27 protein-coding genes and 1 tRNA gene are annotated in these 24,415 nt (G+C 34.9%); 27 read left to right on the top strand and 1 reads right to left on the bottom strand.

The window, feature by feature from the left end; all coding sequences use genetic code 11:
* Positions 1 to 35 precede the first annotated feature (35 nt).
* Genes H964_RS08125 through truA form a run of 4 tightly spaced genes read left to right on the top strand, consistent with a single transcriptional unit; the run spans position 36 to position 3,258 of the window.
* Positions 36 to 872 (top strand): energy-coupling factor transporter ATPase, encoded by an 837-nt coding sequence (locus H964_RS08125; protein ID WP_039766563.1) that lies wholly within the window; start codon positions 36 to 38, stop codon positions 870 to 872.
* The gene (locus H964_RS08130; RefSeq protein WP_039766464.1) at positions 857 to 1,729 is read left to right on the top strand and encodes an energy-coupling factor transporter ATPase; all 873 of its coding nucleotides are present in this window, start codon (positions 857 to 859) and stop codon (positions 1,727 to 1,729) included. Before H964_RS08125 ends, H964_RS08130 begins: the two co-directional genes overlap by 16 nt.
* Positions 1,729 to 2,517 carry an energy-coupling factor transporter transmembrane component T family protein gene (locus H964_RS08135; protein ID WP_083931497.1) on the top strand — a complete coding sequence of 263 codons (789 nt, stop codon included), beginning with the start codon at positions 1,729 to 1,731 and terminating at the stop codon, positions 2,515 to 2,517. The genes H964_RS08130 and H964_RS08135 overlap by 1 nt, the downstream gene beginning before the upstream one ends.
* Positions 2,518 to 2,523: 6 nt before the next feature.
* Positions 2,524 to 3,258 (top strand): tRNA pseudouridine(38-40) synthase TruA, encoded by a 735-nt coding sequence (truA, locus tag H964_RS08140; RefSeq protein ID WP_039766466.1) that lies wholly within the window; start codon positions 2,524 to 2,526, stop codon positions 3,256 to 3,258.
* A 30-nt stretch (positions 3,259 to 3,288) separates the two neighbouring features.
* On the opposite strand, the gene H964_RS08145 is transcribed toward truA, so the two are convergent.
* A tRNA-Val gene (locus H964_RS08145) sits at positions 3,289 to 3,365 on the bottom strand.
* Positions 3,366 to 3,529: 164 nt separating this feature from the next.
* On the opposite strand from H964_RS08145, the gene H964_RS08150 reads away from it, so the two are divergent.
* From H964_RS08150 to H964_RS08260, 23 genes are all read left to right on the top strand, one after another.
* On the top strand, positions 3,530 to 4,114 hold the full coding sequence (locus H964_RS08150; protein ID WP_039766467.1) for a YdcF family protein: 585 nt from the start codon (positions 3,530 to 3,532) through the stop codon (positions 4,112 to 4,114).
* A 259-nt stretch (positions 4,115 to 4,373) separates the two neighbouring features.
* Positions 4,374 to 4,874, top strand: coding sequence for a translation initiation factor IF-3 (gene infC, locus H964_RS08155; RefSeq protein WP_039766565.1), 501 nt, complete (start codon positions 4,374 to 4,376; stop codon positions 4,872 to 4,874).
* Between the two features lie 29 nt (positions 4,875 to 4,903).
* Positions 4,904 to 5,101: a 50S ribosomal protein L35 gene (rpmI, locus tag H964_RS08160; RefSeq protein ID WP_011917289.1), complete on the top strand. Its 198-nt coding sequence runs from the start codon at positions 4,904 to 4,906 to the stop codon at positions 5,099 to 5,101.
* A gap of 34 nt (positions 5,102 to 5,135) precedes the next feature.
* Positions 5,136 to 5,492 carry a 50S ribosomal protein L20 gene (gene rplT, locus H964_RS08165; RefSeq protein ID WP_011917290.1) on the top strand — a complete coding sequence of 119 codons (357 nt, stop codon included), beginning with the start codon at positions 5,136 to 5,138 and terminating at the stop codon, positions 5,490 to 5,492.
* Positions 5,493 to 5,528: 36 nt separating this feature from the next.
* On the top strand, positions 5,529 to 6,344 hold the full coding sequence (locus H964_RS08170; protein WP_011917291.1) for a TrmH family RNA methyltransferase: 816 nt from the start codon (positions 5,529 to 5,531) through the stop codon (positions 6,342 to 6,344).
* A 76-nt stretch (positions 6,345 to 6,420) separates the two neighbouring features.
* Positions 6,421 to 6,675, top strand: coding sequence for an IreB family regulatory phosphoprotein (locus H964_RS08175; RefSeq protein WP_011917292.1), 255 nt, complete (start codon positions 6,421 to 6,423; stop codon positions 6,673 to 6,675).
* On the top strand, positions 6,623 to 8,125 hold the full coding sequence (locus H964_RS08180) for a hypothetical protein (RefSeq protein ID WP_039766476.1): 1,503 nt from the start codon (positions 6,623 to 6,625) through the stop codon (positions 8,123 to 8,125). The genes H964_RS08175 and H964_RS08180 overlap by 53 nt, the downstream gene beginning before the upstream one ends.
* Positions 8,112 to 9,059, top strand: coding sequence for an aldo/keto reductase (locus tag H964_RS08185; RefSeq protein WP_039766478.1), 948 nt, complete (start codon positions 8,112 to 8,114; stop codon positions 9,057 to 9,059). Before H964_RS08180 ends, H964_RS08185 begins: the two co-directional genes overlap by 14 nt.
* A 26-nt stretch (positions 9,060 to 9,085) precedes the next feature.
* A complete protein-coding gene (gene ruvX, locus H964_RS08190; protein ID WP_011917295.1) occupies positions 9,086 to 9,502 on the top strand; it encodes a Holliday junction resolvase RuvX in 417 nt (138 codons plus the stop codon).
* 80 nt (positions 9,503 to 9,582) lie between these two features.
* A complete protein-coding gene (gene nadA, locus H964_RS08195; RefSeq protein ID WP_011917296.1) occupies positions 9,583 to 10,494 on the top strand; it encodes a quinolinate synthase NadA in 912 nt (303 codons plus the stop codon).
* A gap of 22 nt (positions 10,495 to 10,516) precedes the next feature.
* Positions 10,517 to 12,127, top strand: coding sequence for an L-aspartate oxidase (nadB, locus tag H964_RS08200; RefSeq protein ID WP_011917297.1), 1,611 nt, complete (start codon positions 10,517 to 10,519; stop codon positions 12,125 to 12,127).
* The gene (gene nadC, locus H964_RS08205; RefSeq protein WP_039766481.1) at positions 12,128 to 12,967 is read left to right on the top strand and encodes a carboxylating nicotinate-nucleotide diphosphorylase; all 840 of its coding nucleotides are present in this window, start codon (positions 12,128 to 12,130) and stop codon (positions 12,965 to 12,967) included.
* 23 nt (positions 12,968 to 12,990) lie between these two features.
* Positions 12,991 to 14,925: a molybdopterin-dependent oxidoreductase gene (locus H964_RS08210; protein ID WP_039766482.1), complete on the top strand. Its 1,935-nt coding sequence runs from the start codon at positions 12,991 to 12,993 to the stop codon at positions 14,923 to 14,925.
* Complete coding sequence (locus H964_RS08215) at positions 14,922 to 15,521, top strand: molybdenum cofactor guanylyltransferase (protein ID WP_011917300.1); 600 nt, start codon at positions 14,922 to 14,924, stop codon at positions 15,519 to 15,521. Before H964_RS08210 ends, H964_RS08215 begins: the two co-directional genes overlap by 4 nt.
* A complete protein-coding gene (locus tag H964_RS08220) occupies positions 15,484 to 16,080 on the top strand; it encodes an NUDIX hydrolase (protein WP_039766484.1) in 597 nt (198 codons plus the stop codon). The genes H964_RS08215 and H964_RS08220 overlap by 38 nt, the downstream gene beginning before the upstream one ends.
* Before the next feature lie 17 nt (positions 16,081 to 16,097).
* Positions 16,098 to 17,267: a class I SAM-dependent rRNA methyltransferase gene (locus H964_RS08225; protein ID WP_039766486.1), complete on the top strand. Its 1,170-nt coding sequence runs from the start codon at positions 16,098 to 16,100 to the stop codon at positions 17,265 to 17,267.
* Positions 17,268 to 17,294: 27 nt separating this feature from the next.
* On the top strand, positions 17,295 to 18,662 hold the full coding sequence (locus tag H964_RS08230) for an RsmB/NOP family class I SAM-dependent RNA methyltransferase (protein WP_011917303.1): 1,368 nt from the start codon (positions 17,295 to 17,297) through the stop codon (positions 18,660 to 18,662).
* Between the two features lies 1 nt (position 18,663).
* Positions 18,664 to 19,362, top strand: coding sequence for a pseudouridine synthase (locus H964_RS08235; RefSeq protein ID WP_039766487.1), 699 nt, complete (start codon positions 18,664 to 18,666; stop codon positions 19,360 to 19,362).
* 33 nt (positions 19,363 to 19,395) lie between these two features.
* Positions 19,396 to 19,980 carry an ECF transporter S component gene (locus H964_RS08240; protein WP_039766489.1) on the top strand — a complete coding sequence of 195 codons (585 nt, stop codon included), beginning with the start codon at positions 19,396 to 19,398 and terminating at the stop codon, positions 19,978 to 19,980.
* 13 nt (positions 19,981 to 19,993) lie between these two features.
* Complete coding sequence (locus H964_RS08245) at positions 19,994 to 20,344, top strand: Asp23/Gls24 family envelope stress response protein (protein WP_039766492.1); 351 nt, start codon at positions 19,994 to 19,996, stop codon at positions 20,342 to 20,344.
* Positions 20,345 to 20,364: 20 nt separating this feature from the next.
* Positions 20,365 to 22,005, top strand: a complete 1,641-nt coding sequence (locus H964_RS08250) for a DAK2 domain-containing protein (protein ID WP_039766494.1) — start codon at positions 20,365 to 20,367, stop codon at positions 22,003 to 22,005.
* A 7-nt stretch (positions 22,006 to 22,012) separates the two neighbouring features.
* On the top strand, positions 22,013 to 24,052 hold the full coding sequence (recG, locus tag H964_RS08255) for an ATP-dependent DNA helicase RecG (RefSeq protein WP_039766496.1): 2,040 nt from the start codon (positions 22,013 to 22,015) through the stop codon (positions 24,050 to 24,052).
* 99 nt (positions 24,053 to 24,151) lie between these two features.
* A complete protein-coding gene (locus tag H964_RS08260; RefSeq protein WP_011917309.1) occupies positions 24,152 to 24,349 on the top strand; it encodes an alpha/beta-type small acid-soluble spore protein in 198 nt (65 codons plus the stop codon).
* Positions 24,350 to 24,415 lie beyond the last annotated feature (66 nt).

A 24,415-nucleotide genomic window follows, 5' to 3' on the forward strand; every position in this document is an offset into this window, starting at 1 on the left:
AACATAAAAACACTTTTTAAGGAGAAAAAAGAAGGATGAGTGCTTTTATAAAATTTATAAATGTCAACTTTTCGTATACAAGTTCAGACGGGAAAAAAACTCCTGCGTTGATTGACATAAACTTAGAAATAGAAAAAGGAGAATTCGTGTCAATCTTAGGGCTCAACGGTTCAGGTAAGTCCACTTTAGCAAAGCTAATAAATGGGCTTTTAATACCTGAAAAAGGTGATGTACTGGTTGACGGTATGAACACAAAAGATGTAAGTCAAATTTGGGAGATAAGAAGAAAGTGTGGATATATATTTCAAAATCCTGATAATCAATTGGTTGCCTCGGTCGTTGAAGAAGATGTTGCTTTTGGGCCAGAGAATTTAGGGTTTGAACGTGAGGAGATAATAAGAGCTGTAAATGAGGCACTTGAAACTGTTGAGATGATTGAATATAGAAATCACGCAACATACAAGCTTTCTGGTGGGCAAAAACAGAGGGTTGCGATTGCCGGAATTTTGGCAATGAGGCCGGAATGTATCATTTTAGATGAGCCAACTTCTATGCTTGATCCAAAAGGGAGGAAAGAGGTCATATCGACCATCTTAAGACTCAACAGGGAAGAAAAAAAGACAATAGTTTTGGTTACTCACAATATTGACGAGATGATATACAGTAATAAAGTGGTGGTTTTAGAAAATGGAAAGATAAAATATATAGGGACTCCGAAAGAGCTTTTAAAGCTTGATTGGTTTTATGAGATGGGATTTGACATGCCTCAGATTTTAAAACTTTCTTATGAGCTTAAAAAAAGAGGTATTGATATCGATGGTGAAATCTGGACAGTTGATGAAATGGAGAGATTTTTATGTTCATTGAGATGAGAGATGTTGAATATGTGTATGGTTATAAAACACCATTTGAAAAAAAGGCATTATTTGAGGTTAACCTCACAATCTCAAAAGGCGAATTTATTGGAATAATAGGAAAAACAGGTTCAGGAAAATCAACTCTTGTGCAGCTTATGAACGGACTCCTTGTACCTCAGCGGGGAGACGTCATTGTTGATGGAATAAATACCAAGGAGAAAAAGAAAGTAAAAGAGATTCGAAGAAAAGTTGGGCTTGTTTTTCAATATCCTGAATATCAGCTTTTTGAAGAGACAGTGTATAAAGACATTGCATTTGGTCCAAGGAATTTAGGGTTTTCTGATGAGGAGATTGACAAGAGAGTAAAAGAGGTATGTGAACTTTTAGAGATACCTAATGCTATTCTAGAAAAGTCACCATTTGAGCTGTCGGGCGGACAAAAGCGAAGGGTTGCAATTGCCGGAATTTTGGCAATGGACCCTGAATGCTTAATCTTGGATGAACCCACTGCTGGGCTTGATATGAGGGGAAGAAAAAGAATATTCAATATTATAGAAAGGCTTCATCGAGAAGTAAAGAAAACTATAATTCTCATTTCACACAATTTAGAAGATGTTGCGTCAATGTGTGAAAGAGTAATTGTTCTGAATAAAGGAAAAATTTACTTTGATGGACCAAAACATGAGATATTTGAAAATATTCACCTTTTAGAAAAAAGTGGTTTGATTGCACCAGATATATTGTATCTTCAGCACAGGCTCAAAATGAAGGGGTTTCAAATTGAGAGGTTTGAGTACAGGGTGGAAGATGTTGCTGACATGATTGTGCAAAATATAGCAGGAAATATTCCAAAAAAGGGTGAGAAAGAATAATGGTGGACTTTGTAATTGGTCAGTACATCAAAAGAGATTCATTTGTGCACAGACTTGACCCTCGAACAAAGATAGTAGTCTTGGTATTTTTCTGTATTTCTATATTCGTAGTGAATAATTTTTATGGGTATATATTTCTATTTGCCTTGATATTTCTGTGGACAATCTTTTCAAAGACAAACCCAATATTACTTTTACGTGGCACAAAACCTGTGTTTATTTTAATTCTAATAACTGTCATTTTTAACCTTTTTTTGACCCAAGGAAGGCCAGTGGCAAGGTTTTTAGGTTTGACAATTACAGACAAAGGGATAATTCTCTCATTATTTTTAGTAATAAGACTTCTACTACTTATATTTTCTACCAGCTTGCTTACTCTTTCAACCTCCCCAATTGAGATAACAGATGCTTTAGAAGAGCTATTAAAACCTTTGAAAAAACTCAAATTTCCTGTACATGAGATTTCGATGATGATGTCAATTGCTTTGAGATTTATCCCTACAATTTATGAAGAGACAGACAAGATTATGAAAGCTCAAATGTCAAGGGGTGCTGATTTCGAAAGTGGAGGACTTATGAAAAAGGCAAGGTCACTTTTGCCACTTTTGATTCCACTTTTTATGTCAGCATTTAAAAGAGCAGATGAACTTGCAATTGCCATGGAAGCTCGATGCTATCGAGGATCAGAAGGCAGAACAAAACTAAAAAAACTTCAATATTCAATAAACGACTATATTTCCTTTTTAATAGCAGCAATTATAATAGCTTTGGCTATAATGGTGAGGTGAGTTCTTTTGAGAAACATTCTTCTCACAATTGAGTATGACGGGACAAACTATTTTGGCTGGCAAAAGCAGCCAAACAAAAAAACAGTCCAAGGTGTTATTGAAGATGCAATAAAGAAAATTACAGGGGAAGATGTAAATCTTGTTGGATCAGGTCGTACAGATAGAGGAGTACATGCTTTGGGTCAAAAGGCAAATTTCAAAACAGAAAGCAAAATTCCAACAGAAAAGTTTCCACTTGCTCTTAATTCAGTCCTTCCAAATGATATCTCAATAAAAGATGCCGCTGAGGTTTCACTTGATTTTTCAGCACGATACAGTGCCAAGCAAAAGACGTACAAATATCTGATTTACAACCACAAAACAAGACCTGCTATTTTACGAAATTATGTTTATCACTTTCCATATAAGCTTGATATAGCTTCGATGCAAAAATCTTGTGAGTATTTCATTGGAGAGTATGACTTTAGCAGCTTTTGTTCAAGTGGCAGTGAAACAAATTCAAAGGTACGTCGTATTTTTGACTGCTATTTAACATTTGAAAATGGCTGTATTGCAATATACATCACTGCGAATGGATTTCTTTACAATATGGCAAGAATAATAGCAGGAACAATCTTAGATGTGGGGGTTGGCAGAATCAAACCAACAGACATTCCTCTTATAATAGAGAGCAAAGACAGAACCAAAGCTGGCAAAACTCTTCCGCCTTGGGGACTCTATCTTGTGGATGTTGTTTACTGAACATTTTTTTAAACAAAGCGAAAAATAAAATGGTGGGGATAATAGGACTCGAACCTATGACCTCTTGCATGTCAAGCAAGCGCTCTAACCAACTGAGCTATATCCCCACCAGTCATTATTTAATTTTTGCAGTATGTATTATAGCATAGATTTTTAAAATTTGCAAATAGAATAATATAGCTGAAATGCTTAATTTTAGCTGTATAATCAATAGAATTCTTAAAACAAGGTTTCTATCGTTTGACAAACAATACAGATGGAGAGGTTGAGAATGAAACGAATTTTTAAGCTCTTAGGGATTTTGATTGGAAGTGTAATTATCGCATTTATTATATTAGAGTTAATAATTATCTCTTTTGGTGTAAATAGCAAACCTAAAAAATCTGATGCTATTATTGTGTTAGGCTGTGCTGTGTATGGAAGCTTCCCAAGTCCTTTTTTTAGAGCAAGGCTAGATGAAGCTCTAAGACTTTACAATAAAGGATATGGCAGATACATAATAGTCTCTGGTGGAAAAGGACCGGGAGAGAATATTTCGGAGGCAGAGGCAGGCAAAGAATACCTTGTGGCAAGGGGAGTGCCATCTGAGTTTATTCTCATTGAAAATAAATCTTTCTCTACTTATGAGAATTTATTGTTTTCCAAAAAACTTATGAGAAAGTATTCTTTAAAAAGTGCAGTGATTGTATCAAATAAATTTCACTTAAAAAGAGCAAGTATAATTGCAAAAAGAGTTGGAATAGAAGCAAGTTTTTCTGGAGTTTATGTTGGTCAATACCTTTATGAAGAAGTCCATGGGTTTCTGCGAGAAGTGCTAGCAGTTTTGTATACATATCTCATATACTTAAGGCAATGAGCGCTTTATAAAAGTGAGGGCATATTGACATCATCCTACCACTTATGATATTCTTATAAAGGTAAAAAAGAAGTAGAAGTCTATCGCTTCTCACCTATCCGACAAAAAGAGTCGGAAGGTCAATAGGGGATTTGAGCCAAAAAAGAAGGCTCAAAGTATGCCTATGGAGTGGATAGACTATGCTTCTATCCACTTTTTGTTTAAATCAGAATGTATTATTTATTTTTCCAGGAGGTGTTTTAATATAAATAATAAAGATTTGCTCATCAATGAGCAGATAAGAGACAAAGAAGTAAGGGTTATTGATGAAAATGGTGTCCAGCTTGGAATTATGAGTGTTAAAGAGGCACTGAGGATCGCTGAGGAGAAAAAACTTGACCTTGTTAAGATTGCTCCTCATGCAAACCCGCCTGTGTGCAAGATAATGGACTACGGCAAGTACAAGTTTGAACTTGCTAAAAAAGAGAAAGAGGCAAAGAAAAATCAAAAGGTTATCAATGTAAAAGAGGTAAGACTTACAACTACAATTGAAGACCATGACTTTAACGTTAAAGTGAAAAATGCTATAAGATTTTTGCAAGATGGCGATAAAGTAAAGGTTTCTATTCGTTTTAGAGGAAGAGAGGTTTTGCATCCCGAGATTGGTGAGGAGATAATAAATAAGTTCATTGAAATGGTAAAAGACTATGGAATTGTTGAAAAAAAGCCAAAGCTTGATGGTAAAAACCTTACAGCGGTTATAGCGCCCAAACAACAATAAAAATTTTCAAGTAGGGAGGAGTAAACAGAATGCCGAAACTAAAAACACATAGAGGTCTTGCTAAGAGAATAAAAATTAGCGGAAGTGGGAAATACCTTAGAAAAAAAGCAGGTAAAAGCCATCTTTTGAGTGGCAAGTCAAGAAAGAGAAAGAGAAATTTGAAAAAGACAGTTATTGTTGATTCAACAAACGTAAAAGCTGTAAAGAAGCTTTTGCCATATCTATAAAAACTACACAAAGTGAATGGGAGGTAATCGGCAAATGAGAATAAAGAATGGTGTTTGGGCAAGAAAGAGACACAAAAAATGGTTAAAACTTGCAAAAGGTTATTGGGGTGCAAAGAGCAGGGTATTTAAACAAGCTCATATTGCTGTGATGAGATCATTGAGATATGCATATATTGGTAGGAGACTCAAAAAGAGAGACTTCAGAAGACTTTGGATAACAAGAATTAATGCTGCAGCAAGACAAAATGGGCTTTCATACAGCAAATTTATAAATGGTCTTAAAAAAGCGGGAATTAGCCTTAACAGAAAGGTATTGGCTGACATGGCTATAAACGACCAGAAAGCTTTTGCTGAGCTTGTTGAAATAGCTAAAAAGCAGATAAATGGTTGAGATAACCTTTAAATTAAAGGTGTAAAAGTTGAAAAAATGTCTACGAGTAAGAAAATTGAGCTTATCAAAAGTAAAGAAAATGAATGTGTAAAGAGGTTAAAAAAACTTCATGATAAAAAACACAGAGAAGAGTTCAAAGTTTTTTTAGTAGAAGGCGTTAAAGCAGTCAAAGAAGCCTTGGATTATGCAATAGAAGACATAAACCTTTTAATATTTTCACAAGAAGCATCCAAAAAGTATGAGGAGTTTTTCAGCAGGTGCATAAGCCTTTTGAACTCTGGTAAGCTAAAGAGGATTGTACAAGTGCCAGAAAAGATTTTTGAACATATCAGTACAACTACAACACCGCAAGGGGTTTTGGCAGAGTGCTCTTTCTTTGACAAAGAGTTAGATGTTTTAAAAAAACATAATAGAGTTGTTGTTATTGACTCTGTCCAAGACCCTGGCAATTTGGGAACAATTATAAGGTGTGCTGATGCGTTTGGGTTTGAATGTGTTATTACTGTGAATGGCACAGTAGACGTGTACAATCCAAAGGTAGTTCGCTCAGCAATGGGTTCTATGTTTCATGTGGACGTTGTTAGAGAAAGAAAGAAGGAAGAGGTGCTGGAAGCTTTAAATAAAAGAGGCTTTGCTTTGTATGTGACAACTCCATATGGAGATGTTGATATATCAAAACTCTCTGTTGATGATAGGTTTGCAATAGTAATTGGCAACGAATCAAAAGGTGTTGATGTAGCTTTTTTAGAAAATGCGACAAAGAAGGTTAAAATCTCTATGCCTGGGAAGGCAGAGTCACTCAATAGCGCAGTGGCAGCTGCAATTGTGCTTTATGAACTTAGAAAGAAATAGAACTTTTGAAGCCTTCATCCAAGATTTTTAAAGATGGATGAGGGCTTAAAAATTAATTAAAGGTGGTAGTTTGAAGATGAATGACAAAACTCAACATTTTTCGTTTGACGATGCTATGGAAAAAAAGGTAAAAGAGATTTTAAGTGAGGTCTACAGTGCTTTGAAAGAAAAAGGTTACAATCCGATTGCTCAGCTTGTTGGTTATTTGATATCTGGTGACCCTACCTATATTACTAACCACAAGAATGCTCGTTCAATCATAAGGAGAATTGAAAGAGATGAGATATTGGAAGAGATTGTTAAGTTTTATATTGACCATAATATTGAGTAGCGCTTTTTTTAGTACTTGTTTTTCGATGAATTTTTTCAAGTTTGAAAGCAAAATCTTCAGCAATTCCAACTTTTATGAATATATAAAAAAAGGTTTGGAAGACAAGAAAAACGGATTTGTAGTAATTGTTGTGTTAAAAGGCAAAAAACATTCTTTGAATGTCAGAGATTATCTGGAGAAAAACGGAATAAATTTAGAAAACAATAAAGAGGCAATTTATACTCAAAAGAAAGGCTTATTTTTTTTATACAGTGGTGATGGCAGGCTTGCATTTGTTTTTGACAGCAATTTAAAAAACGGCTTTTGGACAGAAAAGTCAGCTGATACAAAGAGAAAAGGGCTTGTATTAGAAAGAGAGTTTTTAGAACTAATAAAAGATGACTACAAAAAAAGTGGCAACGTTCCTGTTTCAAAAAGCTTTGTTGTAAAATTGTGGCGACATTTTTGGATTTTGAATTATCAGCTGCAACATTTAAATAACTTTTTGATACCCTTATTTGCTATTATAATCATCTTTTCGGTGCTGGGTGCAATAATTTTTCTCTCAAAACCAAATGAAAAATACAATAAATTCTTTTTGAAATTTATACCAACAACTGTAATGGTAGGGTATATATTTGTTATCTATTCCCCCTTGCTTATTTTGAAGATAAACAACATTTTTTTATTTTTAGCAATATTCTTTTTAATAGTACTTATCACTTCTTCTCTTAGTTTAAAAACTTCACAACTTATATGTTCTCTTTTTGGAATATTTTCAATCTTGATTCAGGCATTTTTATTCGACAATATTCTACAGCTTTTATCAACAGCAGGATATCATCCTTCGTTTGCAAATAGATTCTATGGGATTGGAAATGAGTTTTTTTCGTATTTAATGGGTTTCATATTTATATTATCAATTGTTAGCAATATGTCTCTTAGGAATCTATTTATAATTTTATTCTTGACTACCTTTGTTTTGATAATTCCATATTATGGTGTGAATTTCGGAGGATTTTTATCTATTGTAGTTGGCATTATAATATTTTTGCTTTTCAAAACAAGATATAAAATCAAAGTATTAGCAATGCTACTTGTTTTTATGCCACTTGCTTTGATTTTAATTTTGAAAAATAGCTATGTATATAAAGCATTTGCAAGTTTTGATACTTTTGTTTCTATTGCAAGAAGAAAAATGCTTATGAATCTTTCCTATCTTTTTCAGTACCCTGCAACAATATTGGTGCTTTTGGCTTTTGTGATATTGTTCTTGAGCATTGTTCAAAAAAGATTTAATATACTGCCTTCAGTAGAAGGTCATAGGGATAAATTTGTGGTATTTTTTATGATTGGACTATTTGCGTATTTGCTCAACGACTCTGGGACAATAATTATAGCATTACTCATGGGTTTTCTTGGCCTTGGAATATACTATGCAAAGATGGTGAATGAATATGGAATACGTTAAGTTAGGCAATACATCCCTTATTGTGAGCAAGCTCTGTTTTGGGACACTTACAATTGGACCTCTTCAGAAAAATCTTCCAATTGAAGAGGGGGCAGAGCTTTTAGCATATGGCTATCAGAGAGGGATTAACTTTGTTGATACTGCGGAACTGTATGATACATATAAATACATAAAAAGGTCTATTGAGATAAGTGGAAAAAGGCCAGCGATATCAACAAAATCGTATGCTTATGATAAAAAAACTGCTGAAGCCTCTTTAAAAAAGGCCTTGTTAGAGCTAAATGTAGATTATATAGATTTGTTTATGCTACATGAGCAAGAAGGTGAGCACACATTCAAAGGACACTTCGAGGCGATAGAGTATTTTTTAAAGGCAAAGGAGAAAGGATATATAAAGCATTTTGGAATATCAACCCACTATGTAAAAGCAGTGAAAGATTCTCTAAAGTATCCTGAGATTGAGGTAATACATCCCATATTCAATTTCAAAGGTGTTGGAATTGTTGATGGCACAATTGACCAGATGATTGAGGCAGTAAAAGAAGCATACCAAAGGGGCAAAGGAATCTTTGCAATGAAGATATTTGGTGGAGGAAATCTTCTTTCAGATTTCAAAAAAGCTCTTGAGTTTGTATTTGACTTTCCATACCTTCATTCAGTTGCGATTGGAATGCAAAGTAAATTTGAAATTGATTACAATATAAAGTGTTTTGAAGAAAAAAAGGTATATTTAGATGATAGATTGTTCGAAAATATAAAAACAAAAAGACTTCACGTGGAAAGCTGGTGTGAAGGGTGTGGAAGGTGTGTAAATCATTGTCATCAAAAGGCGCTTAGGGTAGAAGATAGAAAGGTAGTTGTGGATTATACAAAGTGCTTGTGCTGTGGATACTGCAGTAGATACTGCAGTGTATTTGCGATCAAGATAGTTTAAAAAAAATTTGTGCAGGTGATTTGAACTTGAGGATTTTATGCCTTGACATAGGAAGCAGGAGGATTGGGGTTGCAATCTCTGACCCACTTAAGATAGCTGCCCAGCCTTTTTGTGTGCTTGACCTTCAGAAAGAGGATTTATACTCTTGCCTTGACAAGATTTTTAATGAACATCAGATAGAAAAAATTGTAATTGGGTACCCTGTAAGCAAGTTTCATCCAGATAAGGCTACAGAGAAACTCCAAAAAATTGACGAGATTTGCAGTGAGCTTGAAAGAAGGTATAAAGTGGGAATTATCAAGTGGGATGAGAGGTTTTCTACAAAGGCTGTTGAAAGGATACTTAGGGAAGAAAATGTGTCGTGGCAGAAGAGGAAAAAGGTGGTCGACAAGCTTGCAGCTGTTTATATCCTTCAAGGCTATCTTGACTTTATAAATTCTTAAAATACCTCTGAAATGTTGATTTTCTAAGTTTTAAATGCTATATTAGTAATAAAACCTAAGTAGAAAAGCGAGTGATTTTCTTGGATATTGAAAAGATTAAAAGAGAAATAGAGGAGTTAAAAAGACAGAAAAATGCGATAATTGTTGCTCACAACTATCAGATTGATGAGATTCAGGAGATAGCAGATTTTGTAGGTGACTCGTTTTATCTGAGCAAAGTGTGTGCAGAGCGTACAGAAGATGTAATAGTATTTTGTGGAGTGCATTTTATGGCAGAGAGCGCAAAAATTCTATCACCACAAAAAAAGGTTCTTTTACCAGAGATAGATGCTGGCTGTCCGCTTGCTGATATGATAACTGAGGAAGATGTTGATAGCTTGAAAGAAAAGTATCCAGATTATTCGATTGTATGTTATATAAATTCACCTGCAGCTGTAAAAGCAAAGTCTGATGTCATTTGCACCTCATCAAATGCGGTAAAAATTGTAAGAAATTTTCCGAATGATAAAATTATTTTTTTGCCAGACAAAAATTTAGGCAGCTTTGTAAAGAAACAGGTACCTGAAAAAGACATAATCTTGTGGGAAGGTTTTTGTATTACTCATTACAAGATAAAAAAAGAGGATGTGCTAAAGGCCAAAGAAGCTCATCCAGAGGCATTGCTTTTGGTTCATCCTGAATGCAGACCTGAAGTTGTTGAGCTTGCTGATTTTGTTGGCAGCACAAAACAGATTATTGACTTTGCAACTTCATCAAAAGCAAAGGAGTTCATAATCGGAACTGAGATGGGAATATTATACAGTTTGAAAAAACGAAATCCTGATAAAAAGTTTTATATTCTCCATCCTGGAATGATATGTCCTAATATGAAGAAAAATACTTTAGAGTCTGTGAGAAATGCTCTTTTGTATGATAGATATGAAATTAATATTGAAGAAAATGTTGTAGAAGGAGCAAGAAAGGCACTTTTGAAAATGCTTGAGCTCAGCTAAATAGAAATTGGGGATGGTTAATTTGGTTGAGTTTAAAAGATATTGTGTTGATTTTGATACGAAAAGTGATGATGTGTTAAAGTTTGATGTTGTTATCGTGGGAACAGGTGTTGCAGGGCTTTATACAACAATTAATCTTGATAGGTCATTAAAAATTGCTCTTATAACAAAAGAGAGTATTCAGATTAGCAACACAACCTTGGCTCAAGGTGGAATTGCCGCGCCACTTAGCCAAGATGACAGTCCTGACATTCACTACATGGATACAATTAAAGCTGGTGCAGGGCTTTGTGATACTCATATGGTAAGAATCTTAGTTGATGAAGCAATAGAGAATATAAACATTTTGCTCAAGATGAACATACCGTTTGATTTGGACGACGAAGGAGAGATTGTATTAGGTCAAGAAGGTGCGCATAGCAGGCGTAGAATTGTCCATGCAAGTGGTGATGCAACAGGAAGGATAATTTCAGAACATCTTGGGCTGAAATTGAAATCATATAATAATGTGACGGTATTTGAAAATACCTTTCTTGTTGATATATTGACTGATGATGATAAAGCAATTGGAGTTGTACTTAAAAGAAAAGATAAAAATCTGATAATATTTGCAAGATATATCGTGCTTGCATCTGGTGGTTATGGGTATTTATACAAGTACACTACCAACCCTGAAGTAACAACTGGAGATGGTTGCGCAGCAGCCCTGAGGTGTGGTACAAAGTTAGTTGATATGGAGCTTGTGCAGTTTCATCCAACAGTATTATATCATGAAAAGAACAAGAGCTTTTTGATATCAGAGGCTGTAAGAGGCGAAGGTGGAATCCTTTATAATATAAACAATGAAAGGTTTATGCCAATGTATCATCCTCAAGCAGAGCTTGCACCGCGCGATATTGTTTCAAGGTCGATATATTTTGAGATGAAAAGAACAAACTCACACAATGTTTTTCTTGACATAACTCATCTTAATAGCCAGTTTATTAAAAAAAGGTTTCCAAATATATACAAAACATGCTTAGAACTTGGCTTGGATATAACAAAGGAAAGGATTCCTGTTGCGCCTGCCCAGCATTATAGCATGGGTGGGGTGTTGGCTGATGAGTTTGGAAAAACTACAGTCGAGAACTTATTTGTCTGTGGTGAGGCGGCAGGGACGCGCGTACACGGTGCAAACAGGCTTGCATCTAACTCGCTTTTAGAAGGGCTTGTTTTTGGAAGAAGGATAGCAGAGTATATCAATAGCAGAAATATTGGAGAAGTAAAAGAAAAAGATGTACATTATTTCTCTAAAGATTCTGAAGAGTTTAAAGGAGATGTAATCTCTGAGATAGAAATTTTAAGATCAAAGATGAGTGAATTTGCTGGAATTGTCAGAAATAATGAAGGGCTTGAAAATTTAATTAGCTATATTTTAGATAAATTATCTACTTTGAGCAAAGTAAAACTTCAGACTCCGAAGCAAATAGAGTATTACAACATGCTTTTGATTGGATATACAGTGGTATCTGCTGCTTTGATGAGAAAAGAAAGCAGGGGATCTCATTACAGAGAGGATTTTCCTTACCAGGACGATGTTAATTGGAAAAAGCATCTCGTGTTCTCTCTGAATGGATGGGAGGTATTAGAATAGATGTTGAATTTTTTAATAGTCGATAAGCTTATCAAGGAAGCATTGATAGAAGATATGCCATATGGAGATATAACAACAGACCTGTTGATACCTCAAGACAGTATATCTTCGGCCATTTTAATTGCGAAAGAAGATGGAATTTTATGTGGTATAGATGTTGCGAAAAGGGTATTTGAGATACTGGATGAAAATATAGAATTTGAAAAGATAAAATCAGATGGAGAACCTATTAAAAAGGGAGATATATTAGCAAAGATTAAAGGAAATACTCGAGCAATTTTAAAAGGTGAAAGGTTAGCCCTGAATCTGCTTCAGAGGATGAGCGGGGTTGCAACTGTTACAAATAGACTTTCTCAAAAGATAAAAGGTTACAGGGCAATTGTGACAGACACAAGAAAGACTGTTCCTCTTTTGCGGATGCTTGACAAGTACGGAGTTTTTGTTGGTGGTGGGAAAAACCATAGGTATTCCTTGTCTGATGCAGTTTTGATAAAAGACAACCATATCAAAGCTGTAGGAAGTATAAAAGAGGCAATAAAAAGAGCAAGAGAAAACATACCTCACACAATGAAGATAGAGGTTGAAGTGAGGACAATGAATGAATTTGAAGAAGCACTTGAAGCAGGTGCTGATATTATCATGCTTGACCACTTTGGGCTTGATGATATGAAAAAAGCTGTAGAAGCAGCATCAGGGAAGGCTTTGATTGAGGCATCTGGCAATATAACATTGGAGAATATCGAGGAGATTGCAAAAACAGGGGTTGACATTATATCAGTCGGTAGTATTACTCATTCTGTAAAAAGTCTTGATATTAGTCTTGACTTTGTAGAAATGTGAAAAAAATTTTTGGGGGCTATATAATGATTAAAAAAGTTTTCTGCCCGCTTGATTGTTTTGACAGCTGTGCAATTTTGGCAGAAGTACAAGATGGTAGAGCTTTAAAACTTTCAGGTAGCAAAGACCATCCCATTACTCAGGGTTTTTTGTGCAAAAAAGGCTATAGACTACTTGACAAAGTTTACTCTGAGGAGAGAATAAAAAAACCCCTCTTGAGAGTGAAAAACGATTTTCACGAGGTTGACTGGAATACTGCACTTGATCTGATAGCAGAGAGAATAGAAGAAATTTTGAAAAGATACAATTCAAGTGCTATCTTGTACTACAGTGGCGATGGATACGAAGGATATTTAAAAAATATAGAGAGGCTATTTTTTGATTACTTGGGTGGAGCTACATATTCTGAAGGTAGCCTTTGTTGGGGTGCTGGCTTGCTTGCACAAAAGGCAGACTTTGGAAATTCACTTTGTCATTCACCTTTTGATTTGTTCAATTCCAACTGGATTGTGCTGTGGGGAAGGAATGCATTATGGACAAACCTACACCTTTATTATCTTGTTTTAAAGGCTAAAAAACAAGGCAAAAAGGTAATGGTGATTGATATATACAAATCTCCTACTTTTAAGATAGCTGATATAGGAATTGTGATAAAACCATCTTCTGACTCTTATCTTGCTTATGGAGCAATTAAGTGTATAATTGAAAATGGCAAAGAGGATAGGAATTTTATTGATAATCATTCTATTGGGTTTGAAGAAGTAAAGAAAATTGCCGAAAGTCTTTCATATAAAGAGGTTGAAGAAAAGTGTGGGATATCGAAAGCAGTAATTGAACAAGTTGCACAGGTTTTTTTGCAAAAGCCTGTTTCAACCTTTATTGGCTATGGACCACAGAGATATACAAATGGTGTTAATACAGTCAGGACAATTGACTATCTTGTTGCAATTTCTGGGAATGTAGGCATAAAAGGTGGCGGTGCGAATTTTGCTCACAGGTTTACGGAAAACCTTGAGCCAGTTTTCAAAGATGACAAAAGGGCTGTGAAAAAGCGTTTTTATAATAGAGCAAAACTTGGAGAGTATCTCAAGAGTTTATCAGATCCGCCAATTGAATTTGTTTATATCTCAGCAGGAAATCCTGTTTCGCAATGTCCTGATTCTGACTTGGTGTTCAGGGAACTTCAAAAAAGGTTTGTTGTCAATGTAGATATGTTCTTAACAGCAACTTCTTATGCCTCTACCTTAGTTTTGCCTGCAGCAAGTTTTCTGGAAAAGGAAGATATATTCATCCCGAATATGTGGCATGACTATATAGGTATTTCAGAAAAGGCTATTGAGAAGATAGGTGAAGCCAAGTCAGAGGTTGAGATAATAAATGAGCTTGCAAAAAGGCTAAATCTTGATTTTCCTATAAAATCCGAAAAAGAGTGGGTAGATGTTGTAAAACAGCACCTTGAGAAAAACCTGAATATAAAACTTGAAGGCCATTTTACAAGAGGCTGTGCAATCGATGTGCCATGGGAAGACAGAGTATTTTTGACAAAGAGTAAGAAATTTGAGTTTAAAAATGACATCTTAGGAGTTGCTGTTCCGTGTACAGATGACAGCCAAAAGCTTTTAAAAAATCAGTTGAGGCTTGTGACGATTCACTCTGACAAGACGCTGCACTCTCAAGAGTTTTTTGAAAGAAAAAAGCTTGCTTATATCAATCCTCTTGATGCAAAGAGGTTAAATATCTCAGACAGGGATAGAATTTTAATATACAATGGATGTGGAGGTTTTATTTTGGAGGCTTGTATAAGCGAAAATGTTGGCAGAGGATTTATAATTGTTGAAGAGGGATTTCAAAATGAAAAGATTGAGACAATAAACTCTTGTCTTTTTGGTTTTACAGCTGAAAAAGATTCTCAGGCTGCTTTTAATTCTAATTTTGTGTTTGTCAAAAAGGTGGCAACATGAAAAATCTATTTATACTTGCAGGTGGAAAATCAAGCCGACTTGGCTTTGACAAGCTAAACATAACTATTTGTGGGAAGAACGTTGTTGAGATAATAGACCAAAACATAGGAGATTTATTTGATCAAAAGTTTATTGTTGTAAAAGAAGAAAAAGTCTTAAAGTTAAAAAATTTTAAAGTGATAAAAGATGCACTTAAAATTGATGCACCTGTGGCAGGAGTTATTACAAGTTTGATATATTCTCAAAGCGATAAAAATTTTATTTGTGCATGTGACATGCCATTTATCAACAGAGATTTAGTAAAATATATGCTACAGTTTGAAGGGTATGACGCAGTTGTGCCATTTTACAATGGCTATTTTGAACCTTTATGCTGTGTGTATAGCAAAACATTTTTAAAAAGTGCACTTGAGTGTGTCAGCAAAGGGATATTATCGCTTAACTTTGCACTAAGAAATTCAAATATAAAAAAGATAGAGCTAAATGAAATACTACAATTTGATAGCATGTTAATGAGCTTTAAGAATATAAACACTATACAAGATTTGGAGGAGGCAAATGAGCAATTTAAAAGTGCGTTTGCCGAGCATGTTTGATTTGAGTGAGATAGATGTATCAAGGGATTTGATAGAGAAAAAAATTGATATAGAGATTGAAACTCAAGAATTTTTTGAATATGTAAACTCTAAGATAAACGTTGACAGAATTGGTGAGGTTGTATTTGCTGTCAAAAATGGTGATTTTATTTTGCTTGTAAGGCAGGATGAGTACCCTCAAGGTTTGTACAGAGTACCATCAGGTGGGATTGGAATTGGTGAAAAAGTGGTTGATGCCTTGAAAAGAGAAGTAAAAGAGGAGCTCGGGATTGATGTTCAAAAGTTTTCTTTGATAGGTGTTATCGAGTACAATCTTTGTTATAAACACAAATCATATAAGTTTTTCTCTTTCGTCTTCTTAATAGATGATTACAAAAAAGACAGCTTTGCAGAAACTGATGGAGAGATTTCTGAAGTTTTGCCTGTTGAAGTGCCAAAGATAAAAGACCATTGCGATATTATTGAGCAGCAGAGCGGTTTTTGGAAAGACTGGGCAAGATTGCGCTACCATTCTACTTATCTTGTATATGAGTACCTGACACAAAAGAGAATAAAATAAAGAGGTGTTTTTATTATATGGCAAAGGTATTCTTGGCAAAAGGAAAAGGCTTGAGAGTTGAAAGTGGGCATCCTTGGGTATTCAGACATGAGGTTGAGAGAATAGATGGGGAGTTTGAAGATGGCGATATTGTGGAGGTTTATAATTTCAAAAATAGGTTTGTTGGGAAAGGGTTTATAAACTCAAAATCACAAATTTTAGTTAGAATTCTTACAAGGAAGAACGAAGAGATTAACATAGATTTTTTCAGAAAAAGAATTCAAGATGCGTGGGAGTATAGAAAGAGTATAGGATATGTTAATAATTGCAGACTTATTTTTGCAGAAGCTGATTTCTTGCCGGGACTTATTGTTGACAAATTCGGCGATGTTCTGGTTATGCAAACACTTTCAAAAGGTGTTGACAGATACAAGGATAAGCTGGTAGATATATTAGTTGATGTGGTAAATCCAAAAGCAATATATGAGAGAAATGATGCAAAGGTAAGAGAGATTGAAGGACTTGAGCTTAAGAAAGGCTTTTTATATGGAAAGTCTTCTACAGAGGTTGAGATAGAAGAAAATGGTATAAAGATGATTGTTGACATAGAAAATGGACAAAAGACAGGGTATTTTTTGGACCAAAAAGAAAACAGGGTTGCAATCAGAAATTTTGTAAGTGACAAGACTGTTCTTGACTGTTTTTGCCATACAGGCGGTTTTACAGTAAATGCTGCAAAGTTTGGGGCATCGAAAGTCATTGGAGTTGACATTTCAGACACAGCAATTGAGCAGGCAATGAAAAATGCAAAACTGAACGGTGTTGAAAGCAAATGTGAGTTTGTAGTTGCGAATGTCTTTGACTATTTAAATGAGCTTGATGACAAAAAGGAAAAGTACGATGTTGTGATTTTAGACCCGCCTGCTTTTGCTAAAAGCATTCATACAATTGAAAATGCAAAAAGAGGATATAAAGAGATAAACTTAAGAGCTATGAAAATACTCAAAAAAGGTGGTATTTTGGTCACGTGTTCATGTTCACACTATATGAAGCCAGATTTGTTCTTTGAGGTAATAAAAGATGCAGCGAAAGATGCCAAAAAGACCTTGAGAATGATTGAGTATAGAACACAGGCAAAAGACCATCCGTATCTTATAAATTATGAAGAATCACTATACCTAAAGTGCTTTATATTCCAAGTTTTATAGAGCTTGAAGAGGAGGTAAATTTTAAAATTGAACTTACCAGAAGAGTTTTTGTCAAAGATGAAAGAGATTTTGAAAGATGAGTTTGAAGATTTTGTAAAGGTGTATGATTTTGATAGTTACAAAGGATTTAGGGTAAATACTGCAAAGGTTTCGGTTGATGAATTCATGAAGCGGATTGGTATAGAGTTTGAAAAAGTTCCATGGTGTGAAGATGGGTTTTATATCAACGATGAAATTAGACTGAGTAAACACCCTTACTATTTTGCTGGACTTATCTACATCCAAGAGCCATCGGCAATGTTTCCTGTTGAGGCTTTAGATGTAAAAGAAGGTGAAAAGGTTTTAGATTTGTGTGCAGCACCAGGCGGCAAGACAATCCAGATTGCAGCAAAGATTGGACCAAATGGTATGCTTGTTTCAAATGATGTCAAACCAACAAGGATAAAGGCCCTTGTTAAGAATGTAGAAAATCTTGGACTTACAAATGTTGTAATTTTGAATAACAAGCCAAAAGAAATAGCTGAAAGCTATGGTGCATACTTTGACAAAATTTTGGTTGATGCACCTTGTTCAGGTGAAGGGATGTTTCGCAAAGACCCGACTTCTGCCAAAAAGTGGACTTCAAATCATCCACAAAAATATGTTAATTTGCAAAGAAGTATTATGACAGAAGTAGATGAGCTTTTAAAAGTAGGTGGTGAGATAGTCTACTCTACTTGTACATTTGAGCCTGAAGAAAATGAAGGGATAATTGATTGGTTTTTGAAAAAACATAAAAACTACGAGGTAGTTGAGATAAAAAAATACCCAGGATTTTCTGATGGGCTTGAAATAAATGGAAATCTAGAGCTTAAAAAAACTGTTAGAATCTATCCCCACAAAGTTAAAGGTGAAGGGCATTTTGTATGTAAGCTGAAGAAGGTAAAAGAAAGTGGCAATGAATGGGTTTTTGAACCGAAAAGATATCAAGTTGACAAAAGTGATTTAGAGATTTTTGAAAAATTTTGCCAAAAGCACTTTGATATAGATTTTAAAATGTTTGAAAACAGGGTATTTTATAAAAAGGCTGACAAGCTTTATTTAGGATATGAAGGACCGTTTGACAAAATTACTCCTATAAGAAATGGGCTTTTGCTTGGAGAGGTTTACAAAGGGAGGTTTTATCCTTCAGCGCACCTTATCTCAAGTCTTAAATTCGAGAATTTAAAAAAAGCAATCAACTTTTCTGTAAATGATGAAAGGCTAATTAGGTATCTCAAGGGTGAGACTATTGAGAATGTTGAAAATTTAAAAGGATTTGTTGCTGTGTGTGTAGATGGTTTTACACTTGGCTGGGGTAAGGCAGAAGGGCATATAATAAAGAACTATTTTCCAAGAGGGTGGAGATTAGAGTAATATGAGGCTTGACAGGTTTTTAGCACACAGTGGTTTTGGAACAAGAAGCGAGGTAAAAAGGTTAATAAAGAAAGGCCTTGTAAAAGTAAATGGAAAACAAGCTAAAAGCCCTGATTTGAAAATTGATGAGGACAAAGATGTTGTACAGGTGGGAGAGGAAATAGTAGAGCTTCAAAAGAGGGTTTATATTATGATGAACAAACCTCAAGGGTATGTTTGTTCAAATGATGACCCATTTTCACCTACTATTTTCTCGCTTATTCCGGAAAACCTAAAATATAGAAATTTGCACACGGTTGGTAGACTTGATAAAGACGCTGAGGGTCTTTTGATAATTACAAACAATGGAGAGTATACGCACAAAGTTATATCACCAAAAAAACACATAGAAAAGGAATACATTGTTAAGCTTGAAAAGGAGCTTAATAGAGAAAAAATAAAGATATTTGAAGATGGTGTTGTTTTAGATGATGGTTATAAAACCTTGCCAGCAAAATATACTATATTAGACGATTTCACAGTTAGCCTTAGAATTTATGAAGGAAAATACCATCAAATAAAGAGAATGTTTGAATCGATTGGGAATAAGGTTGTGTATTTAAAACGTATCAGAATAGGTAAGTTAAAGTTAGATGAAAATTTGAACCCTGGCGACTATAAGGTGTTAGATGAGCTTGATGCTTTTTTAGTGTTTGAGTAACAAGCGTTTGGTAAAAGGAGGAGATCAAAAAGAATGAGCCAGACAGGAACAAAAAACCTTATTAAGATTTCTATATTTGGTGCACTTGCTTTTGTTGTAATGCTTATTGAGTTTCCGCTTGGAATATTTCCAGACTTTCTGAAACTTGATTTCAGTGATTCGATAGCTCTTATTATCTCATTCGCTTTAGGACCTTTACCTGGAGTTGCAGTTGAGCTTTTAAAAAATCTACTTCACCTTTTTGTCACAAAAACAGCTGGAATAGGTGAGTTTGCCAATTTCATGGTAGGTGGTTGTTTTGTATTTGTAGCTGGATACATATACAGTCGCAATAAAACAAAAAAGGGAGCAATTTTGTCTTTAATAATATCTACTGTTGTTTTTTCTATCTGGGCGGGAATTTTAAACTATTTTGTTTTTCTTCCTTTGTATGAAAAGGCGTTGAAATTTCCTATAACAGAAATAGTAAAACTTGCTGCAAAGTTCAATAGTCTTATTACTGACAAATTTACCTTGATATTGTTCTCAATTATTCCGTTTAATCTTATAAAAGGTACTATAATTTCCATTATTACGTTTGCTCTTTATAAACGACTTTCAAAGATTGTAAAAAGATAGGGGATGGAAAGATATGGGTGTGTATTTTGAAAATGAGTTTGGTAAGATAGAGATAACAAATGATTGTATTGCAACAATTATAGGGCTGAGCAGTATGGAAAGCTATGGCGTTGTTGGGATGGCATCAAAAAGCATAACAGATGGAATTGTAAACCTGCTTGGGAGAGAAAATCTACAAAAGGGAATAAAGGTTACAGCAGAGAATGGTGTTGTCAATGCTGATATCCATATAGTTGTTGAATATGGAACAAGAATTCCTGTAGTTGCTGAAAATATAAAGGAAAGGGTTTCGTATGCAATTGAAAAGTACACTGGATTAAAACCAGGTAACATCAATATTTATGTGGATGGTATTCGCTTGTAAGAAGCTGAGGAGGATGTAGTATGAAATTTTTAACAGCAGATGTTTTAAAAGATATGCTAAAGGCAGCTAATAACTATTTAAAATTGAACATAAAAAAAATTAATGCTCTGAATGTCTTTCCTGTACCAGATGGAGATACAGGCACAAACATGTCTGCAACACTTGATAGTAGCATTAAAGAGATTAATGGCAAAGTATTTGAAACTGTTGATGAGCTTATGAATACTGTTGCTTTTGGCAGCCTAAAAGGTGCCAGAGGAAACTCTGGAGTTATACTTTCACAGCTTCTGAGAGGCTTTGCAAAAGAGCTAAAAGGAAAGGATGTATTGGACATTCCAACGTTTGTTGCCTGTCTTAAATCGGCCGCTGCAAGTGCTTATAGAGCAGTAATGAAACCCACAGAAGGTACAATGCTTACCGTTGCAAGAGGGATAGCCGAGGATGTTGAAAAGGAAGTATTGTCAAATTCTGTAAGCGAAATAGAAGAACTTCTCGAGATATGTGTTCTGAGTGGGAAAAAGTGGCTCAGTAAAACCCCTGAGATGTTGCCTATATTAAAAGAAGCAAATGTTGTTGACAGTGGTGGTATGGGGCTTGTTGTAATTTTTGAAGGGATGTATAAATTTTTGAAAGAAGGGATTAGTTTTGAAGATGTACAAGAGGAAGAAGCTTATAAAGTAGCTTCTGTTAAAACTGAGGAGATAAAATTTACTTATTGTACAGAGTTTTTTATAACAGGACTGAAAAAAAATATAGAGGATGAGTTTAAGCAATATCTTCAGACTGTAGGTGATTCAATTATAGTAATCCAAGATGGTGAGATTTTAAAAACCCATGTTCACACAAACTCACCTGGCAAGGTAATAGAAAGGGCTTTAAAATATGGGGAGCTTATAAATATAAAAATTGACAATATGAAATATCAGCACCAAGAGTTTGTGAAGGCTGAGACAGACCAAAGAAATAATGAGAATATTGAGGATGAAATAATTACCAAGGAATATGGGTTTGTTGCTGTATCTCAGGGTGAAGGCTTTAACGAGATCTTAAAAGGTTTGGGTGTTGACTATATTATAGAAGGCGGACAGACAATGAACCCCAGCGCAGATGATTTTATAAGTGCCATAAAAAATGTCCCGGCTAAAAATATATTTGTGTTTCCAAACAACAAAAACGTTATAATGTCAGCTGAACTGTCTCTTCAGCTAATCAATACAAAAAAGAACATAAAAGTAGTAAAAACTAATAACATTCCAGAATGCATTGCAGCACTCATACGGTTTGACATAAACTCAGATGTTGAAACAAATATCAAGCGCATGCAAGAAGCGATAAATTCTATAAAAGTTGCTGAGGTTACTCAGGCTGTAAGAGATACAAAGATTAATGGTTTTGAGATAAAAGAAGGTGATTTCATAGGAATATCTAAAAAAGAGATAATACAATCTGGCAAAGACCTTATAGAGGTTGCAATATCTTGTGTAAAGAAGATTGTTGATGACAGCACTCAAATTTTGAGCATCTACTATGGTAAAAATGTTAATTCTGATGATGTTCAAAAATTGGTAGATGAACTCAAAGCTGAATATCCTCAAATTGACATAGAAAGCTATGAAAGTGGGAATGACATTTATCACTTTATAATTGTTGCTGAGATGTGAGGGAAAAATGAAGTTACTTGAAAAGGAGATAAGGTACCTAAAAGGAGTCGGAGAAAGTAGAGAAAAGCTTTTTAGAAAGCTTGGTATTAAAAAAGTTGAAGATTTGCTCTGGCACATTCCAAGAAAATACCTCGATTATAGTAAACTAAAGAAGATAAAAGAGCTTTCAGATGGCGAGATAGAGTCATTTGTGGGAACTGTTTGCGGAAAGCCAACTGAGATAGAGACAAAAAGTGTTAAGATAATAAAAATACCTGTTGAAGATGGTACAGGTGTTGTTACAACCGTTTGGTTTAACCAGGATTATATAAAGAGTGTTTTAAAAGAAGGAGAGGTATTTTGTTTTTCGGGCAAAATAGAGAGAAGAGGTTTTTATATTGAAGTGAAAAATCCTGAATTTGAAAAATATGACCAAAACCTTCTTCACACGGGAAGGATTGTCCCTGTTTATAACTCAACAGAAGGGCTATCTCAAAAGGTGATGAGAAACATTGTAAACAATCTATTAGAACAGGTTGAAGGACAGCTTGAAGATGTCATTCCGCCGTACATAAGACAAAAATATCATTTGAGTGAAATAAACTTTGCGATGAGAAATATTCATTTTCCAGATAACATGCTAAGTCTTAGCCTTGCGCGAAGAAGGCTTGTGTTTGAAGAGTTTTATCTTTTGCAGCTTTCTCTTTTACTACTTAAAGAGAACATTGAAAAGAATGAGGGAGTAAAGGTACAAAATGCAAAAGAAAATATAGAAGAGTTTAAAAGGCTTTTGCCGTTTGAGCTAACAAATGCCCAAAAACGTGTTTTGGATGAAATAGCAGATGATTTAGAAAGCTCAAAACAGATGAACAGGCTCATACAAGGTGATGTTGGCTGTGGAAAGACGGTTGTTGCTTTAGCTGCTGCATACGCTACAATCAAAGGTGGCTATCAGGTTGCACTAATGGCGCCAACTGAGGTTTTGGCTATCCAGCACTACAATGAGAGTAAGAAATATTTTAAAAATGGAATAAATGTACGGCTTCTCATTGGCTCAACACCTAAAAAAGAAAAAGAGGTAATTCTAAAAGAGATTGAATATGGGCTTTGTCACATGGTGATAGGCACTCACGCCTTAATTCAAGAAGATGTCAAATTCAAAAATTTGGGCCTGGCGATTACTGATGAACAGCACAGATTTGGTGTAATACAAAGAGTAGAGCTTGCAAAAAAAGGAAATTCTCCAAACATACTTGTTATGACGGCAACTCCTATTCCAAGAACATTAAGTCTTGTATTATATGGCGACCTTGATATATCTATAATAGATGAGATGCCACCAGGGAGAAAGAAGATTTTGACATATGCAGTTGATGAGAGTTTTCGCCAGCGCGTTTACAACTTCATTAAAAAACAGCTTGACGAAGGAAGACAAGTTTACTGGATTTGTCCTTTGATTGAGGAATCTGAGACTTTAAATGCAAAGTCTGCTGTGGAGTTTGCAAAATCGTTAAAAGAAGGGTTTTTTAAAGATTACAATATAGGTTGTCTGCATGGAAAACTCTCTTCAAAAGAAAGAGACAAGGTATTGCAAGAGTTTAAAGAAGGCTTGATTCATATATTAGTGTCAACAACAGTGGTTGAGGTTGGTATAAACGTTCCAAATACGACTGTGATGGTGATTGAAAACGCAGAGAGATTCGGCCTTGCACAACTTCACCAGCTTCGTGGTAGAGTTGGCAGAGGAGAGCATCAGTCATACTGTATACTGTTTAATCAAAGTGATTCTGAGATATCCAAAAAAAGAATGATTGCAATAACAAAAAGTCAAAATGGATTTGAGATTGCCGAGATGGATTTGAAACTGAGAGGACCTGGTGATTTGTTTGGAACCAAACAACACGGTCTTATGAACTTTAAAATTGCAGATATAGTAAGTGACATGGAGATTTTAAAAGAAGCGCGGAAGGCGGCTGAAGAGACCATTAAATTAAACCTTGTTGATAAGACTTTAATGGAAAGAATTAATAAACAATTTTACAATAATATTGAAAATATTGGTCTTTAAACCCTTTCAAAAATTTCTTGTTATAATAGTTTGAAAACTGCACATATTAAATAGTGAAAACAGAAAATAAAGCGGATAAAAAAGGGGGGTTTAAAGGTCATGGCAAGAAACAGAAAATTAGTTCCAGAAGCAACAAAAGCATTGGACCAGTTAAAAACAGAGGTTGCAAGCTCAATTGGTGTTCAACTCAAGCCTGGTTACAATGGTGATTTGACAGCAAAGCAAGCAGGTTCAATTGGTGGATATATGGTAAAGAGAATGATTCAGGACTATGAAAACAGGGCTGCTGGCAAGTAATAGAACTGACAGGGGTTTTAAAGATACACAACAGCGAAGGGACTTTTGAGGTCTCTTCGTTGTTGT

It is taken from the genome of Caldicellulosiruptor sp. F32 (assembly GCF_000404025.1).
Taxonomy (GTDB): domain Bacteria; phylum Bacillota; class Thermoanaerobacteria; order Caldicellulosiruptorales; family Caldicellulosiruptoraceae; genus Caldicellulosiruptor; species Caldicellulosiruptor saccharolyticus.

What these genes read in the sequence shown, in the direction of transcription:
- H964_RS08215 (WP_011917300.1), top strand. Translation starts at nt 14,922, where the DNA reads ATGAAAAATCTATTTATACTTGCAGGTGGAAAATCAAGCCGACTTGGC.
- H964_RS08225 (WP_039766486.1), top strand. Translation starts at nt 16,098, where the DNA reads ATGGCAAAGGTATTCTTGGCAAAAGGAAAAGGCTTGAGAGTTGAAAGT.
- rplT (WP_011917290.1), top strand. Translation starts at nt 5,136, where the DNA reads ATGAGAATAAAGAATGGTGTTTGGGCAAGAAAGAGACACAAAAAATGG.
- H964_RS08210 (WP_039766482.1), top strand. Translation starts at nt 12,991, where the DNA reads ATGATTAAAAAAGTTTTCTGCCCGCTTGATTGTTTTGACAGCTGTGCA.
- H964_RS08150 (WP_039766467.1), top strand. Translation starts at nt 3,530, where the DNA reads ATGAAACGAATTTTTAAGCTCTTAGGGATTTTGATTGGAAGTGTAATT.
- H964_RS08240 (WP_039766489.1), top strand. Translation starts at nt 19,396, where the DNA reads ATGAGCCAGACAGGAACAAAAAACCTTATTAAGATTTCTATATTTGGT.
- recG (WP_039766496.1), top strand. Translation starts at nt 22,013, where the DNA reads ATGAAGTTACTTGAAAAGGAGATAAGGTACCTAAAAGGAGTCGGAGAA.
- H964_RS08260 (WP_011917309.1), top strand. Translation starts at nt 24,152, where the DNA reads ATGGCAAGAAACAGAAAATTAGTTCCAGAAGCAACAAAAGCATTGGAC.
- H964_RS08175 (WP_011917292.1), top strand. Translation starts at nt 6,421, where the DNA reads ATGAATGACAAAACTCAACATTTTTCGTTTGACGATGCTATGGAAAAA.
- H964_RS08185 (WP_039766478.1), top strand. Translation starts at nt 8,112, where the DNA reads ATGGAATACGTTAAGTTAGGCAATACATCCCTTATTGTGAGCAAGCTC.
- H964_RS08245 (WP_039766492.1), top strand. Translation starts at nt 19,994, where the DNA reads ATGGGTGTGTATTTTGAAAATGAGTTTGGTAAGATAGAGATAACAAAT.
- nadC (WP_039766481.1), top strand. Translation starts at nt 12,128, where the DNA reads ATGTTGAATTTTTTAATAGTCGATAAGCTTATCAAGGAAGCATTGATA.
- H964_RS08135 (WP_083931497.1), top strand. Translation starts at nt 1,729, where the DNA reads ATGGTGGACTTTGTAATTGGTCAGTACATCAAAAGAGATTCATTTGTG.
- H964_RS08250 (WP_039766494.1), top strand. Translation starts at nt 20,365, where the DNA reads ATGAAATTTTTAACAGCAGATGTTTTAAAAGATATGCTAAAGGCAGCT.
- H964_RS08180 (WP_039766476.1), top strand. Translation starts at nt 6,623, where the DNA reads ATGAGATATTGGAAGAGATTGTTAAGTTTTATATTGACCATAATATTG.
- H964_RS08220 (WP_039766484.1), top strand. Translation starts at nt 15,484, where the DNA reads ATGAGCAATTTAAAAGTGCGTTTGCCGAGCATGTTTGATTTGAGTGAG.
- rpmI (WP_011917289.1), top strand. Translation starts at nt 4,904, where the DNA reads ATGCCGAAACTAAAAACACATAGAGGTCTTGCTAAGAGAATAAAAATT.
- H964_RS08130 (WP_039766464.1), top strand. Translation starts at nt 857, where the DNA reads ATGTTCATTGAGATGAGAGATGTTGAATATGTGTATGGTTATAAAACA.
- H964_RS08125 (WP_039766563.1), top strand. Translation starts at nt 36, where the DNA reads ATGAGTGCTTTTATAAAATTTATAAATGTCAACTTTTCGTATACAAGT.
- H964_RS08235 (WP_039766487.1), top strand. Translation starts at nt 18,664, where the DNA reads ATGAGGCTTGACAGGTTTTTAGCACACAGTGGTTTTGGAACAAGAAGC.
- H964_RS08170 (WP_011917291.1), top strand. Translation starts at nt 5,529, where the DNA reads ATGTCTACGAGTAAGAAAATTGAGCTTATCAAAAGTAAAGAAAATGAA.